Source organism: Pseudomonas sp. VI4.1 (assembly GCF_002029345.1).
Classification (GTDB): Bacteria; Pseudomonadota; Gammaproteobacteria; order Pseudomonadales; family Pseudomonadaceae; genus Aquipseudomonas.
This window is the reverse complement of record NZ_MULM01000171.1, coordinates 60579-75313: the sequence shown is the minus strand read 5'-3', so window position 1 is coordinate 75313 and position 14735 is coordinate 60579. Positions and strand designations below refer to the sequence as shown.

Here is a 14735-nt window from a genome sequence, read left to right as displayed (position 1 = left end):
ACGCAGGTTTAATGCTCGAGGATTTTGTTAGAGTTTGACTGACCTACAACGCAGCAAGGAAGTTGCATGATGGAAGAACGCAGGAAGTACAATGGCGATCCTCGGGATTACGCTCGTTTTTTAGAGTTGTTGCCCGAAAAAAGCATGTTTCTTATCGATCAACGATCCAATAAGGATTTGAAGGTCGTTTATCGTGCCAGTAACAATGAAATAGAGTGGGCACTTATTCGGGGTCATCAAGCGAGTCAGTTGAAGCCAGAGTTTAAGGTTTTTATTGAGGGTGACTTTTGGGGGAGTCTGAATGGAAAGTTATTCGATGATATTCCCGCTTTGGCACACGCTCTAAGGAAAAGAGGTTTGACTCAAGTCGAGTTCTGACAATTCTTGTAATCGATACAAAGCTTGCAAATTATAAATAAAGCCTTGACCCCATTTTGGGGTCAAGGCTTTATGTTGTCAGCGGCGACGGAACAGCGGCAGCGGTTCGTCGGTGGCGGCCTGATAGGTCACCGAAAAGTCCTTGAGGCTTTCCAGCGCTTCGTACGGGTCTTTGTCGGCGCGCAATGCAAAGGCATCGAACCCGCAGCGACGCAGGTAGAACAACTGATCGCGCAGCACATCGCCGATCGCCCGCAGTTCGCCCTTGAAACCATAACGGTCACGCAGCAGGCGCGCATTGGAGTAGTTGCGGCCATCGGTGAAGGCCGGGAAGTTCAGGGCGATGACCTGGAACTGATCCACGTCGTCACCGATTTCTTCGGCTTCTTCATCGGCGTCCAGCCACACGCCCAGGCCGCCATCGCGGGCCTTGAGCATACGGCTGTGTTCGCGCCACAGCTGCAGCGGGACGATGTAGTCGTCGCAGTTGCTGATCTCGTCGATGTTGAAGTCCTTGGGCAGCAAGTGCCAGGTTTCGTCGACGACCTCGTTGTTCTTAATTATTCGCTGCATAGACGCGCTCCTTGAAGAGGTCGATGCCAATACGCTGATAGGTGTCGATGAAGCGCTCGTCTTCGGTACGTTGTTCGATGTACACGTCGATCAGCTTCTCGATCACATCAGGCATGACGTCCTGGGCGAAGGACGGGCCGAGGATCTTGCCCAGACTCGCATCGCGGGTGCCGCTGCCGCCCAGGGAAACCTGGTAGAACTCTTCACCTTTCTTGTCCACCCCGAGGATGCCGATGTGGCCGACGTGGTGGTGGCCACAGGCGTTCATGCAGCCGGAGATGTTCAGGTCCAGTTCGCCAATGTCGAACAGATAGTCCAGGTCGTCGAAACGGCGCTGGATCGATTCGGCGATCGGGATCGACTTGGCGTTGGCCAGGGAGCAGAAATCGCCGCCCGGGCAGCAGATGATGTCGGTCAGCAAGCCGATGTTCGGCGTGGCGAAGCCTTGCTCGCGCAGTTCGCCCCACATCTCGAACAACCGGCCCTGTTCCACGTCGGCCAGGATGATGTTCTGCTCGTGGGAGGTGCGCAGCTGACCGTAGCTGTAACGCTCGGCCAGGTCGGCCACGGCGTCGAGCTGTTTGTCGGTGATGTCGCCCGGGGCAACGCCGGTCGGCTTCAGGGACAGGGTCACCGCCACATAGCCCGGCTTCTTGTGGGCCAGGGTATTGCGGGTGCGCCAGCGCGCGAAGCCCGGGTGCTGTTGGTCGAGCTCGGCGAGTTCGGCGGTCTGGTTGTCCAGCGCCTTGTACTCGGGGTCGACGAAGTGTTTGGCGACGCGATGCACTTCGGCCTCGGTCAATGTGGTCTGGCCACCGCGCAGGTGTTCCATTTCCGCGTCGACTTTTTGCGCAAAGACTTCAGGCGTCAAGGCCTTGACCAGAATCTTGATCCGCGCCTTGTACTTGTTGTCACGACGGCCATAGCGGTTGTAGACCCGCAGGATGGCGTCGAGGTAGCTCAACAGGTCCTGCCACGGCAGGAATTCATTGATGAACGCGCCCACCACCGGAGTACGGCCCAGGCCGCCACCGACCAGCACGCGGAAGCCGACTTCGCCAGCGGCATTGCGCACCGCTTCCAGGCCGATGTCATGGACTTCGATGGCGGCACGGTCGGAAGTCGAGCCGTTGATGGCGATCTTGAACTTGCGCGGCAGGTAGGCGAATTCCGGGTGGAACGTCGTCCATTGGCGGACGATCTCGCACCATGGGCGCGGATCGATCAGTTCATCGGCGGCGACACCGGCGAACTGGTCGGTGGTGACATTGCGCAGGCAGTTGCCGCTGGTCTGGATCGCGTGCATCTGCACGGTCGCCAGCTCAGCGAGGATGTCCGGAATGTCTTCCAGCGCCGGCCAGTTGAACTGCACGTTCTGCCGGGTACTGATGTGGGCATAGCCCTTGTCATAGTCGCGGGCAATCTTGGCCATCATTCGCGTCTGGCGCGAAGTCAGCTGGCCGTAAGGCACCGCCACCCGCAACATCGGCGCGAAACGCTGGATATAAAGCCCGTTTTGCAGGCGCAGCGGGCGGAATTCTTCTTCGCTCAGCTCGCCTGCCAGATAGCGTCGGGTCTGATCACGGAACTGCTTGACGCGGTCCTCGATGATCCGCTGATCGTACTCGTCGTATACGTACATATAAGTCCTGTTCTCAGGCTTGGGCCGGTCGGATCCAGTTGCGTTTAGACGCCTGGAAGTCTTCCGATACTGCTCGGCAATTCTGCGCGCACGGCCGCGCACTCCCTACGGAGCCGGGGCAAGATACCAGTTTGCAGTTATGCGTAAAAGTGATGTTTGAGTATATGCAAAGAACCAAAAGGACTAATGAGAATCGTTGTTGCAAAGCCCTTGGTTGTGGTGAGGGCAATCATCGTCTTAACTGTGGTCGAGTCTTTATGCAATCACCGATAAAACCGACAAGAGGCGATGCAATGAGCAACCCTACCAAAGTCACAAAACCCGATAGCACGGTCGATGCCTGGGCGATTCTGTTCCTGATCATCCTGGTCGTGGGCACCGCGGTATTCTGGGTCAGTCATCAGTAAAAACCACGTCCGGGCTCGCTCCGACGGTTGTCGGGCGACAAGGGGGACAAACGCCTTTGTACGGGAGGTCGCTGGCTAAAATGTGCGGCGAATTTTCGAGGCTCGGACGATCAGCGTTGAAGGTGTTCTGTGGCGTATTGCTGGCGCTGGGGATGATCTCGGCCCCTTGTGCCCAGGCGGCGTCGGTGCTGTTCCTGAACCCGGGAACCAGTGGCGAAGCTTTTTGGGTCAGTTACTCGCAGTTCATGCAGGCCGCGGCCAGGGACCTGGCCATGGATTTGCGCATTCAGTACGCCGAGCGGATACCTGGAAACACCCTCAAACAGGCTCGTGAAGCGCTGCAGGGGCCAGACCGGCCGGACTACCTGGTGTTCGTCAACGAGCAGTCCGGCGCCCCCGAAATCCTGCGCCTGGCCCAGGGCAGTGGCGTGAAGCTGTTCATGGTCAATAACGCGCTGACCCCGGACCAGATGAGCCTGCTCGGCTCGCAACCTGAAAAATATCCCGATTGGCTGGGCAGCCTGGTGCCCAACGACGAGGAGGGCGGCTACCTGATGCTCAAGGAGCTGATTCGCCTGCATGGCCCGGTCGCTCCCGGGCAGGTCGTCGAGCTGTTGGCGTTCTCCGGGCTGAAGGTCACGCCGGCGGCGCAGTTGCGTGAGAAAGGCATGATGCGGGCCCTGGCCGAGCACCCTGAAGTGCGACTGCGCCAGTTGGTGTATGGCGGCTGGACCCGGGAGCGCGCCTATGAGGTGGCCGGATTGCTGTTCAAACGCTATCCGCAGGCCTCGCTGGTCTGGACAGCCAATGACGAAATGGCCTTCGGGGCCATGCAAGCCTACGCCGACGCCGGTGGCGAACCTGGAAAAGACGCACTGTTCGGCACCATCAACCATTCGCCCGCGGCCTTGCAAGCGCTGCTGGACGGTCGGCTGAGTGTGCTGCTGGGTGGGCATTTCAGCCTGGGCGGCTGGGCCCTCGTGCAGTTGCATGACTACGATCAGGGTGTGGATTTCGGTCAGTACGGCGGCCGCGACCGGCAGCTTCCGTTGCTGCAACTGATCGATCGGGCACAGGCCATGCGCCTGCTGGCGCTGGGCGTCAGGCAGGATTACGGCGTAGATTTTCACAAGCTCTCGGCCAAGGGGCAACCGGCGTCGTATCGTTACCCGTTCAGCCTGCAGACCCTGCTGCACTGAGTGATTGGCCTGGCGTCAGGCATCAGATCCCGGCCAGATGCAGCACCAGCTTGACGATGCCGAACAGGGTCAGGGCGAACACTGCCGTGAACACAATCCCCAGGATCACGAAATGGCTGGGCTTGCCGTGAGTGAAGTCCCGGGCCCGGTTCTTCCCGCTCTGCACCCCGAACGCCGCGGCCATGACGCTGTGCAGCATCTGCCAGAAGGTGGGCGGTTTGTTGTTGTCGACTGGATTGTCCATAAACCCCTCGTCACTTGTGTGTGAGAGCTAAGCATAGACAATCCCGAAAAATGCATGGGCTCAGGAGTCAGACACCATTGTGTAGGAGCCGGCATGCTGGCGAAGGCGGTGTGTCAGGCGGCATCGTTATCGACTGTGAAGACGCCTTCGCTGGCAAGCCAGCGCTCCTGCAGGGGGTATGTGTACACCGTGCAGGAGCTGCCGCAGGCTCGGGCCGCGTTCGGACGATCTTTTGATCTCAGTTGTCGTAACCCAGGTTCGGCGCCAGCCAGCGCTCGGTCACGCTCAGCTCCTGGCCTTTGCGCGACGTGTAGCTCTGCACCTGGTCCTTGTCGATCTTGCCCACGGCGAAGTACTGCGCCTGCGGGTGCGCGAAGTACCAGCCGCTGACCGCCGCCGCCGGGAACATCGCGTAGTGCTCGGTCAGGAACACCCCGCTGCGGCCCGCCTGCATTTCGCTGGCTTGCGGGTCGAGCAGTGCGAACAAGGTGCCTTTCTCGGTGTGATCCGGGCAGGCCGGGTAACCCGGAGCAGGGCGGATGCCGGTGTATTGCTCCTTGATCAACGCCTCGTTGTCGAGCGTTTCGTCCTTGGCGTAACCCCAGTAATCCTTACGGACCTGCTGGTGCAGCCATTCGGCGCAGGCCTCGGCCAGGCGGTCGGCCAGGGCCTTGACCATGATCGAGTTGTAATCGTCGCCGGCATCCTGGTAGGCCTTGGCCACTTCTTCGGCGCCGATCCCGGCGGTGGTAATGAACCCCCCCACGTAGTCGGTGACTTCGCTGTCCTTCGGGGCCACGAAGTCGGCCAGGGAGAAGTTCGGCTTGCCGTCGGTCTTGATGATCTGCTGGCGCAAGTGATGCAGCTTGGCCAGTGGCTTGCCGTCGTCGCCGTAGAGCTCGATGTCATCGTCGCGCACCTGGTTGGCCGGCCAGAAGCCGAACACCGCACGGGCGCTGATGAGTTTTTCGTCGATCAGCTTGGCGAGCATTTCCTGGGCATCGGCGTAGAGCGAAGTGGCGGCTTCACCGACCACTTCATCGGTGAGGATGCGCGGGAACTTGCCGGCCAGGTCCCAGGAGATGAAGAACGGCGTCCAGTCGATGTATTCGGCCAACACCTTGAGGTCGATGTTGTCCAGCACTTTGGCGCCGGTGAAGGTTGGTTTGACCGGGGTGTAGCTGCTCCAGTCGAACTGCGGCTTCTTGGCGACCGCGGCGGGGTAGCTCAGGCGTTCGGTACGGGCGCTGCGGTTGGCGGTGCGCTCGCGGACTTCGATGTATTCCAGGCGGGTCTTTTCGACGAACGCCGGTTTCAGTTCCTTGGACAGCAACTGGGTCGCCACGCCCACGGCGCGCGAGGCGTCGGTGACGTAGATCACCGCGTCGTTGCTGTACTTCGGTTCGATCTTCACCGCCGTGTGCGCCTTGGAGGTGGTCGCGCCGCCGATCATCAACGGCAGGTGGAAGTCCTGGCGCTGCATCTCGCGGGCCACGTGAACCATTTCATCCAGCGAAGGCGTGATCAGGCCGGACAGGCCGATGATGTCGCACTTCTGCTCCTTGGCCACTTGCAGGATCTTCTCGGCCGGCACCATCACGCCGAGGTACGACGATGTCGTAGCCGTTACAACCCAGCACCACACCGACGATGTTCTTGCCGATGTCGTGCACGTCGCCCTTGACCGTGGCCATCAGGATCTTGCCCTTGGCTTCCGGCTTGTCGCCTTTTTCCAGTTCGATGAACGGAATCAGGTGGGCCACGGCCTGTTTCATGACGCGGGCGGATTTCACCACCTGCGGCAGGAACATCTTACCGGCGCCGAACAGGTCGCCGACGATGTTCATGCCGGACATCAGCGGGCCTTCGATGACTTCGATCGGCCGGGCGAACGACTGGCGCGACTCTTCGGTGTCTTCGACGATATGGGTGGTGATGCCCTTGACCAGTGCGTGCTCCAGGCGCTTGTTGACGTCCCAGTTGCGCCACTCTTCGGTCTCGGCTTCCTTGACGCTGCCGTCGCCCTTGTCTTGTCGGCGATGGCGAGGAGGGCGTCGGTGCCTTCCGGGGTGCGGTTGAGGATCACGTCTTCGACGGCGTCGCGCAGTTCGGCCGGGATCTGGTCGTAGATCTCCAGCTGGCCGGCGTTGACGATACCCATGGTCAGGCCGTTGCGGATCGCATACAGCAGGAACACCGAGTGAATCGCCTCGCGCACCGGGTTGTTGCCGCGGAACGAGAACGACACGTTGGACACGCCGCCCGAGGTCAGGGCATACGGCAGTTCGTCGCGGATGTAGGCGCAGGCGTTGATGAAGTCCACGGCGTAGTTGTTGTGTTCTTCGATGCCGGTGGCCACGGCGAAGATGTTCGGGTCAAAGATAATGTCTTCCGGCGGGAAGCCGACGTCATTGACCAGGATGTCGTAGGAGCGTTTGCAGATTTCTTTCTTGCGCGCTTCGGTGTCGGCCTGGCCGGCTTCGTCGAAGGCCATCACGACCACGGCGGCACCGTAGCGCTTGCACAGTTTGGCGTGCTGAATGAACTGCTCGACGCCTTCCTTCATGCTGATCGAGTTGACGATGCCCTTGCCCTGGATGCATTTCAGGCCGGCTTCGATCACTTCCCACTTGGAGGAGTCGATCATGATCGGTACACGGGAGATGTCCGGCTCGCCGGCAATCAGATTGAGGAAGGTCACCATGGCCTTCTTCGAATCGAGCATGCCTTCGTCCATGTTGATGTCGATCACCTGGGCGCCGGCTTCGACCTGCTGCAGGGCGACTTCCAGGGCTTCGGTGTAGTTGTCGTCACGAATCAGCCGGGCGAACTTGGCGGAACCGGTGATGTTCGTGCGTTCGCCGACGTTGACGAACAGCGAGCTGCGATCGATGGTGAAGGGTTCCAGGCCCGACAGGCGGCAAGCCTTGGGAATCTCCGGGATCGCGCGCGGTGCGTAACCGGCCACGGCCTTGGCGATGGCTTCGATGTGACCCGGGGTGGTGCCGCAGCAGCCGCCAACAATGTTGAGGAAGCCGCTTTGGGCGAATTCTTCGATGACCTTGGCGGTTTCCGATGGCAGTTCGTCGTACTCGCCGAATTCGTTCGGCAGGCCGGCGTTCGGGTGCGCGGAGACGTAGGTGCCGGCCTTGTTCGACAGCTCTTCCAGGTACGGGCGCAATTCGCTGGCACCGAGGGCGCAGTTCAGCCCGACCGAGATCGGCTTGGCGTGGGCCACGGAGTTCCAGAACGCCTCGGTGGTCTGGCCCGACAAGGTGCGGCCCGACGCATCGGTGATGGTGCCGGAAATCATGATCGGCAATTCGACGCCCAGTTCTTCGTAAACCCCTTGCACGGCAAAGATCGCGGCCTTGGCGTTCAGGGTATCGAAGATGGTTTCGATCAGGATCAGGTCGGCGCCGCCTTCGATCAGGCCCTTGGTGGCCTCGGTGTAGTTTTCCACCAGTTCATCGAAGGTCACGTTGCGATAGCCGGGGTTGTTCACGTCCGGCGACAGCGAGCAGGTCCGGCTGGTCGGGCCGAGCACGCCGGCGACGAAGCGCGGCTTGTCCGGCGTTTCCAGGGTCTTGGCGTCCGCCACCTTGCGTGCCAGGCGGGCGCCTTCTACGTTTAACTCGTACGCCAGGTCCTGCATGCCGTAGTCGGCCTGGGACACCTGGGTGGCGTTGAAGGTGTTGGTTTCAAGAATGTCGGCGCCGGCGTCCAGGTAGGCTTTTTCGATCGAGCCGATCACGTCCGGGCGGGTCAGGATCAACAGGTCGTTGTTGCCCTTGACGTCGCTCGGCCAGTCGGCGAAGCGTTTGCCGCGGTAATCCTGCTCCTCGAGCTTGTAGCTCTGGATCATTGTGCCCATACCGCCATCGAGTATCAGGATGCGCTCTTTGAGGGCGTGCTTGAGAGCTTGAAGGCGAACACTGCGATCGGACATTGGGACTACTCGGAAAGACCATGACGAAGGGGCGGGATGATAGCAAACCTGTGCGCTTTTAGAGCATGTTCGGCTTTTGCATGAATATCGCTCATGTTGGCGCGGCTGTCGGACCGGTAGAATCGCGGCGTTTTTTCATGATCGGGACCAGGGACATGTCTTTTCGCGTCATCAGCCTGGTTTTGCTGGGTTTAAGCTGGGGCGCCGTCGCGCAGGAACCGGCGATCTCCGCTGCCATCTCCTACAGCCGCGACATCCAACCGATCTTCACCGAAAAATGCGTGGCCTGCCATGCCTGCTACGACGCTGCCTGTCAGCTCAATCTGGGCAGTGGCGAAGGGGTTGCGCGGGGTGCGACCAAGGTCCCGGTCTACGACGGCGAACGCAGCGGGGCCGCCGCGCCGACCCGGTTGTTTTATGACGCCTTCGGCCGGCGCGCCTGGCAGCAAAAAGACTTTTATTCGGTGCTCGACGCCCAGGGCAGCCAGGCTGGCTTGATGGCGCGGATGCTGGAATTGGGCCATGACACCCCGCTGCAACCCAACGCCAAACTGCCTGAAGACATTGTCCTTGGGACGGATCGGGCAAATCTGTGTGCCATGCCAACGCAATTCGAGGGTTATGCCAGATCCCATCCGAAAGAGGGCATGCCGCTGGCGGTCACGGGCCTGACCGATCAGCAATACCAGACGCTGCAACGCTGGCTGGCCTCCGGTGCGCCAATCGATGAACCGGGGCTGGTCCCGAGCGCGAATGAGGCGTTGCAGGTGGTGCAGTGGGAAAACCTGCTCAATGCCCCGGGCGCCCGGCAAAGCCTGGTGGGGCGCTGGCTGTTCGAACACTGGTTCCTGGCGCATATCTACTTCAAGGATGGCGAGCCGGGGCATTTCTTCCAGTGGGTGCGTTCGCGTACGCCGCCCGGCCAGCCCATCGACCTGATCAATACCCGCCGCCCAAATGACGATCCCGGGATCCAGGTGTATTACCGCCTGTGGCCGGTGCAGGGGGTGATCGTGCAGAAGACCCACATCACCTATCCGCTGAGCGCGGCGAAGATGGCGCGGGTCAAAAGCCTGTTCTATAGCGGCAACTGGCAGGTCAATGCCTTGCCGGGTTATGGGCCGGAGCGCCGGGCCAATCCGTTCAGCACGTTCGAGGCGATCCCGACCCAGGCGCGGTACCAGTTCATGCTGGATAACGCCGAATACTTCGTGCGCACCTTCATTCGCGGCCCGGTCTGCCGCGGTCAGATCGCCACCGATGTGATCCGCGATAACTTCTGGGCATTGTTCCAGGCGCCTGAGCACGATCTCTACATCACTGACCCGAATTACCGGGGCCAGGCCACGCCTTTGCTGGAAATGCCGGGGCAGAACGATGACGTTGGCAGCGTCCTGAGCCTTTGGCACGACTACCGCGACAAGCGCAACGCATACGAGGCGCTGCGCCGGGACAGCTACGCCGATGCGCCGGCACCGAGCTGGTCGACGTTGTGGGCCGGCAACGATAACGCGTTGCTGAGTATTTTCCGGCATTTCGACAGCGCCTCGGTGAACAAGGGCCTGATCGGCGACGTTCCGCAAACGATGTGGTTGTTCGACTACCCGTTGCTCGAGCGCACCTATTATCAACTGGCGGTCAATTTCGATGTGTTCGGCAACGTCTCCCATCAGGCGCAGACACGCCTGTACTTCGACCTGATCCGCAACGGCGCCGAGCAGAACTTCCTGCGCCTGATGCCGGCGGATTCCCGGGAGGATTACCTCGACGACTGGTACCAGAGCGGCGGCAAATTCAAGATGTGGCTGGACTATGAGGCGATCGACGATGACAAGCCGACCGCGCTGAAGCTGGATGAAAAGGACCCCAAACGCGATTTCGCCAAGCAGTTGCTGTCCCGCTATGGTGACCTCGACGCCAAACCCGATCCGATCAATCGCTGCGACGGCGCTTATTGCTCGCGACCCAACATCGATCCGGCGTTGCAGAGCGCCGAGCAGGCCTTGAGTCGCCTGGCCTCCCGCCCGGCGGCCGGTCTCAAGGTCATCGATCTACTACCGGAAGCGACCCTGCTGCGCATCGAGACGCAAAGCGGCAAGCGCGAGGTCTACAGCCTGCTGCGCAATCGTGCGCACAGCAACGTGGCGTTTCTGCTCGGCGAGTCGCTGCGTTACCTGCCGGGGCTGGACACGGTCACGATTTTTCCGGGTGTGCTCAGCAGCTATCCGAACTTCATGTTCAACATCCCCGCCGAGCAAGTGCCGGCGTTCGTCGACGCGATGGAAAACGCCAAGGATGCCAACCGTTTGGAGAAAATCGTCGAACGGTGGGGGATCCGGCGCAGCCATCCGCAATTCTGGTTTTACTTTCACGACCTGAGCCGATACGTCCACGAGACCGATCCGGTAGAAGAGGGCGTGCTGGACATGAACCGCTATGAAAACCTCTGACACCTGCCACACGCACTATGTAGGCGCTGGCTTGCCAGCGAATAGGCCTTCACATCCAACATAAGTGTTGACTGAACTGACGCCTTCGCCAGCAAGCCGGCTCCTACAGGGGGGGATTATCGAAAGATTTCCCGACAAAAATACTAGGACTTTGTCCGGCGCGTTGATTGGCGTAAACTGCGCCCAAGCCTGCGAGGAGTTTCCATGACCGCTATTACCATTACCGACGCCGCCCACGACTATCTGGCCGATCTGCTCTCCAAGCAGAACACGCCGGGTATCGGCATCCGCGTCTTTATCACCCAGCCTGGCACCCAGTACGCCGAAACCTGCATTGCCTACTGCAAGCCGGGCGAAGAAAAACCTGAAGACACGGCGCTGGGGCTGAAAAGCTTTACCGCCTACATCGATTCGTTCAGCGAAGCGTTCCTGGACGACGCGGTAGTCGACTACGCCACCGACCGCATGGGCGGCCAGCTGACCATCAAGGCGCCAAACGCCAAAGTACCGATGGTCAACGCCGACAGCCCGATCAACGAGCGTATCAACTATTACCTGCAGACCGAGATCAATCCGGGGCTCGCGAGCCACGGCGGTCAGGTCAGCCTGATCGATGTGGTCGATGACGGCATCGCCGTGCTCAAGTTCGGCGGCGGCTGCCAGGGCTGCGGCCAGGCGGACGTCACCCTGCGCGAAGGCATCGAGCGCACCTTGCTTGAGCGTGTTCCTGAGTTGAAGGGTGTTCGGGACGTGACCGACCACACGCAGAAAGAAAACGCCTATTACTAAGGTGTTCGCTGCGACATGAAAAACGGCGCCCCGTGAGCGCCGTTTTTTTATGGGTGAAGTTCAATGGCCTCTTCGCTGGCAAGCCAGCTCCTACAGGGGAATGCGTACCTCTGTAGGCGCTGGCTTGTCGGAACGCCGAACCGCAGCGAAGGGGCCCTATGGCCGATACAAATGCGCATGCCCGGCGCGATACAGCGACGACTCACTGAAGTGATCGCTGCCCAACACCCGGCCCACCAGAATCAACGCCGTCCTCCGAAACCCCTTCGCCTCAACCTTCCCGGCAATATCCTCAAGCGTCCCCACCACCCAATCCTGATCCGGCCAGGTCGCCCGGTGAATCACCGCGATCGGACAGTCCGCACCGTAATGCGGCAACAATTCGACCAGGATCTTCTGCAGATGATTGACTCCCAGATGGATCGCCATGGTGGCTCCATGCTGCGCCAGGCTGCCCAACTCTTCGCCGGCCGGCATCGTCGTCTTGTCGGCGTAGCGGGTCAGAATCACGCTCTGTGACACATCCGGCAAGGTCAACTCCGCACCCAGCAGGGCCGCACAGGCCGCTGTCGCGGTCACGCCGGGAATGATTTCAAAGGCAATGTCGAGTTCACGCAGGTAGCGGATCTGTTCGCCAATGGCGCCATACAGGCTCGGATCGCCGGAATGCACCCGCGCCACATCCTGGCCCTTGGCATGGGCGCACTTGAACAGTTCGATGATCTGTTCCAGGTGCAGTTCGGCGCTGTTCACCAGGCGTTCGGCCTGATGACCTTCGAGTACGGCGGCGGGCACCAGGGAGCCGGCATAGATGATCACCGGGCAGCTGCGGATCAGCCGTTGGCCTTTGACGGTGATCAGTTCCGGGTCGCCGGGGCCTGCGCCAATGAAATAGACAGTCATTGTCGGTTCCTGTGAAAAAAGGGCCTGGGCAAGGCTTCAGATGAAGATTGCTCATGATCGAAGGCGGGGATTATCGGGGATTTTAAGCAGCGCCAGCCAGCGCGAGGGTGGCCTGGGCATATTTCTGTCGTGAAATCAGCAGTTTCGCCGGCGCCTGGGCCAGGTGTTCGGCCAGGGCAAGGGCGGCACTTTCCGCGACGCCGTAACAGCCGGTGCGTTCGAACGCGATGTCCGAGCGGTGGCTGAGTTGCGGTTGATAGCCGGCCAATTGTTCGCTGCTGAAATACATCAGCGGCAGCGCGAGCTGTGCGGCCAGTTCGATCAGGCCCGGTTCTTCGCGCTTCAGGTCGATGCTGGCCAGTGCCTTGACCTGGTGTAGCTCGATGCGATGAGCCTGCAGCGCCTGGTCGAGCAATGCCCGCAACGTGCCGACGGGGCAGCCGCGCTGGCAGCCCAGGCCGACCACCAGGGTCGGCAAGGTGCTGTTATCCGTCATGCGTGGTATTGGCCAGCGCTTTTGCGGCGGAACAACCAGGCGCTGATCAGGCCCAGGGCCAGCCAGAACGCGACGTTGGTCAGCTGCGAAGCGATTTTGAACTGCGACTCGAGCGCTTCCGGAGCGAGCATCGAGTGCACTTCCGGTTGTGGCGCGCCTATCACGTGGGGCACGGCGAGGATGGCGACGCCGAGACCTTCATCAGCCAGTGGACGGCTGAACACGATCAGGGCGATGCCGGCTGCGGTGGAGGCGGCAGTGCCGATCCACCAGACCTGCCGCTGCGCCAGATCGGCCGCGGCAGTTCCCGGCAGTTCAGGCGGCAGGCCGAGGGTCGGCGCGAGCACGAAGGTCGCATAGCCGGCCAGGCCCCAGAGCAGGCCTTGAGAGGTGTTGGTCGGGGCGCGCAAGGTGTAGAGGCCGGCGAGCATCAACGCGAAACCGACCGCGACCACCAGGTTGCCACCGGTGGTCGACAGCACGCGCCTGCCAGCCGTCTTCCGGCTCCCAGGCCTCGGCGTCATGGCTGTGAGCGGCGACAGCACCTGCGGCATGCTCATGCACTTCAACAGCCGCCGGCTCGGATTTTTCGTAGGTCTCGGCCTGCAGAATCAGCGGCGACACCCAGAAACTTTGCAGCAGGGTCAGCAACAGGGCGGCCAGCAGCCCGGTGAAACCTGCGGTTTGCGCGATACGCTTGATCATGTTGGCAGGTCTCAATGGCACGGGAAGGCGGCGCTGTGACGGGTATCGTGCGCGGCATTGTGCACCGCTTCGATGTGCGAGAAACCGGCAAAATAGACCAGGCACGCGCCGAGGATCGACGCGCAGGCGGCGGCGGTCAGGCGTTGAGTCAGGGTCGTGGTGCTGCTGGCGGTGCTCTTGTCTGTGTTGCTGCCGTGCTGCTGATGATCGACATGGCGCTTCCCTCTGGTCTGTCAGTGGGTGAATAGAGCGCATGGAAGACCCCTGCGAGTCGCGCACGCAGAGGTTCAAACAGCGCCCGCCCACCGCGGGTTTGTTATTCAGTGAGCATAATGGTCACTTTGTGTTGCGGGCCGGTCTCCGGGCTCACGAGGGGCTTTGGCTTTCGCCGTGACCTGCAAGCATCACCTTCCCATGCCGAACGCTGGCACAGTGGATCTGACGCTTCGCTCGCTTACCGTTGCGGGGGCAGCACCGGACTGACATGGCCTTGAGTAAAGCACATGATTCACCGGTTTCCCGTTTCACCCTGTGAAGGGCACCCGTAACAAGGCGTGTAGGAGAGCATGGGCGGGGGTTGGGCGTCAATTGGCAAGGGTTCTCACTTGATACCGAGGCGCTCCATTCGCGGGCGAGCCTCGCGCCTGCAGGTCGGCGGCGCTCTTGTAGGAGCGAGCGGTGCGGCGATCCGACTTGCCCGCGAAGTCGTCCTGACGGCTGACCACAAGACATTGACCCGCCCCCACACCATGCGTAGCCTTGCGCATTCGAGGTTCTTCGGCATTTGCCGAAGCTAAGAAGGGAACGCGGTCGATGCCGCGGCTGCCCCCGCAACTGTGAACGGTGATGTTCGCTGCCACGCCACTGCAAACCCTGTGCAACGGGTTCGCGGGAAGGCGCAGCAAACGCCAGTCCAACGACTGGCACACCGTCAGCCAGGAGACCTGCCTCGACACAGATTCTCACTACAACCGGGCGGGGTGATCCGGTGGCGAACTCT

13 protein-coding genes, 1 pseudogene and 2 riboswitches are annotated in these 14735 nt (G+C 61.0%); of the genes and pseudogenes, 4 read left to right on the top strand and 10 right to left on the bottom strand.

Annotated features, from left to right (window positions below; translation table 11 throughout):
• Positions 1-66: 66 nt before the first annotated feature.
• Positions 67-378: a hypothetical protein gene (locus BZ163_RS23050; RefSeq protein WP_228761539.1), complete on the top strand. Its 312-nt coding sequence runs from the start codon at positions 67-69 to the stop codon at positions 376-378.
• 78 nt (positions 379-456) lie between these two features.
• Here BZ163_RS23050 and BZ163_RS23045 read toward each other — a convergent pair whose 3' ends face one another.
• Both BZ163_RS23045 and BZ163_RS23040 read right to left on the bottom strand, forming a co-directional pair.
• Complete coding sequence (locus BZ163_RS23045; RefSeq protein WP_128872728.1) at positions 457-951, bottom strand: DUF934 domain-containing protein; 495 nt, start codon at positions 949-951, stop codon at positions 457-459.
• On the bottom strand, positions 935-2593 hold the full coding sequence (locus tag BZ163_RS23040; RefSeq protein WP_128872727.1) for a nitrite/sulfite reductase: 1659 nt from the start codon (positions 2591-2593) through the stop codon (positions 935-937). Before BZ163_RS23040 ends, BZ163_RS23045 begins: the two co-directional genes overlap by 17 nt.
• A gap of 487 nt (positions 2594-3080) precedes the next feature.
• On the opposite strand from BZ163_RS23040, the gene BZ163_RS23035 reads away from it, so the two are divergent.
• Positions 3081-4199: an ABC transporter substrate-binding protein gene (locus BZ163_RS23035; RefSeq protein WP_128872726.1), complete on the top strand. Its 1119-nt coding sequence runs from the start codon at positions 3081-3083 to the stop codon at positions 4197-4199.
• A 22-nt stretch (positions 4200-4221) separates the two neighbouring features.
• On the opposite strand, the gene BZ163_RS23030 is transcribed toward BZ163_RS23035, so the two are convergent.
• The 4 genes from BZ163_RS23030 to metH all read right to left on the bottom strand — a co-directional run bounded on the left by BZ163_RS23030 (position 4222) and on the right by metH (position 8392).
• Positions 4222-4443, bottom strand: coding sequence for a DUF2970 domain-containing protein (locus BZ163_RS23030; protein WP_128872725.1), 222 nt, complete (start codon positions 4441-4443; stop codon positions 4222-4224).
• 238 nt (positions 4444-4681) lie between these two features.
• Positions 4682-6040 carry a vitamin B12 dependent-methionine synthase activation domain-containing protein gene (locus tag BZ163_RS35910; protein ID WP_256579103.1) on the bottom strand — a complete coding sequence of 453 codons (1359 nt, stop codon included), beginning with the start codon at positions 6038-6040 and terminating at the stop codon, positions 4682-4684.
• A complete protein-coding gene (locus BZ163_RS35905; RefSeq protein ID WP_256579102.1) occupies positions 5949-6368 on the bottom strand; it encodes a B12-binding domain-containing protein in 420 nt (139 codons plus the stop codon). Before BZ163_RS35905 ends, BZ163_RS35910 begins: the two co-directional genes overlap by 92 nt.
• Positions 6299-8392: a methionine synthase gene (gene metH / locus BZ163_RS35900; RefSeq protein ID WP_256579096.1), complete on the bottom strand. Its 2094-nt coding sequence runs from the start codon at positions 8390-8392 to the stop codon at positions 6299-6301. The genes BZ163_RS35905 and metH overlap by 70 nt, the downstream gene beginning before the upstream one ends.
• A gap of 155 nt (positions 8393-8547) precedes the next feature.
• Here metH and BZ163_RS23020 point away from each other — a divergent pair, with 155 nt between their 5' ends.
• Both BZ163_RS23020 and nfuA read left to right on the top strand, forming a co-directional pair.
• Entirely contained in the window at positions 8548-10842 is a 2295-nt protein-coding gene (locus BZ163_RS23020) for a fatty acid cis/trans isomerase (RefSeq protein WP_128872724.1), read from the top strand.
• 204 nt (positions 10843-11046) lie between these two features.
• On the top strand, positions 11047-11631 hold the full coding sequence (gene nfuA / locus BZ163_RS23015; protein WP_045057579.1) for a Fe-S biogenesis protein NfuA: 585 nt from the start codon (positions 11047-11049) through the stop codon (positions 11629-11631).
• 156 nt (positions 11632-11787) lie between these two features.
• Here the strand turns inward: nfuA and cobM are convergent, their stop codons facing one another.
• From cobM to BZ163_RS22995, 4 genes and pseudogenes are all read right to left on the bottom strand, one after another.
• Complete coding sequence (cobM, locus tag BZ163_RS23010; RefSeq protein ID WP_128872723.1) at positions 11788-12534, bottom strand: precorrin-4 C(11)-methyltransferase; 747 nt, start codon at positions 12532-12534, stop codon at positions 11788-11790.
• A gap of 82 nt (positions 12535-12616) precedes the next feature.
• The gene (locus BZ163_RS23005; protein ID WP_128872722.1) at positions 12617-13030 is read right to left on the bottom strand and encodes a cobalamin biosynthesis protein; all 414 of its coding nucleotides are present in this window, start codon (positions 13028-13030) and stop codon (positions 12617-12619) included.
• Positions 13027-13735: pseudogene (locus BZ163_RS23000) on the bottom strand (CbtA family protein). Before BZ163_RS23000 ends, BZ163_RS23005 begins: the two are co-directional and overlap by 4 nt.
• An 11-nt stretch (positions 13736-13746) precedes the next feature.
• Positions 13747-13887: a CbtB-domain containing protein gene (locus tag BZ163_RS22995; RefSeq protein ID WP_128872748.1), complete on the bottom strand. Its 141-nt coding sequence runs from the start codon at positions 13885-13887 to the stop codon at positions 13747-13749.
• 181 nt (positions 13888-14068) lie between these two features.
• Positions 14069-14296, bottom strand: a riboswitch (cobalamin riboswitch).
• A 192-nt stretch (positions 14297-14488) separates the two neighbouring features.
• Positions 14489-14702: riboswitch (cobalamin riboswitch) on the top strand.
• The last annotated feature ends 33 nt before the right edge of the window (positions 14703-14735 follow it).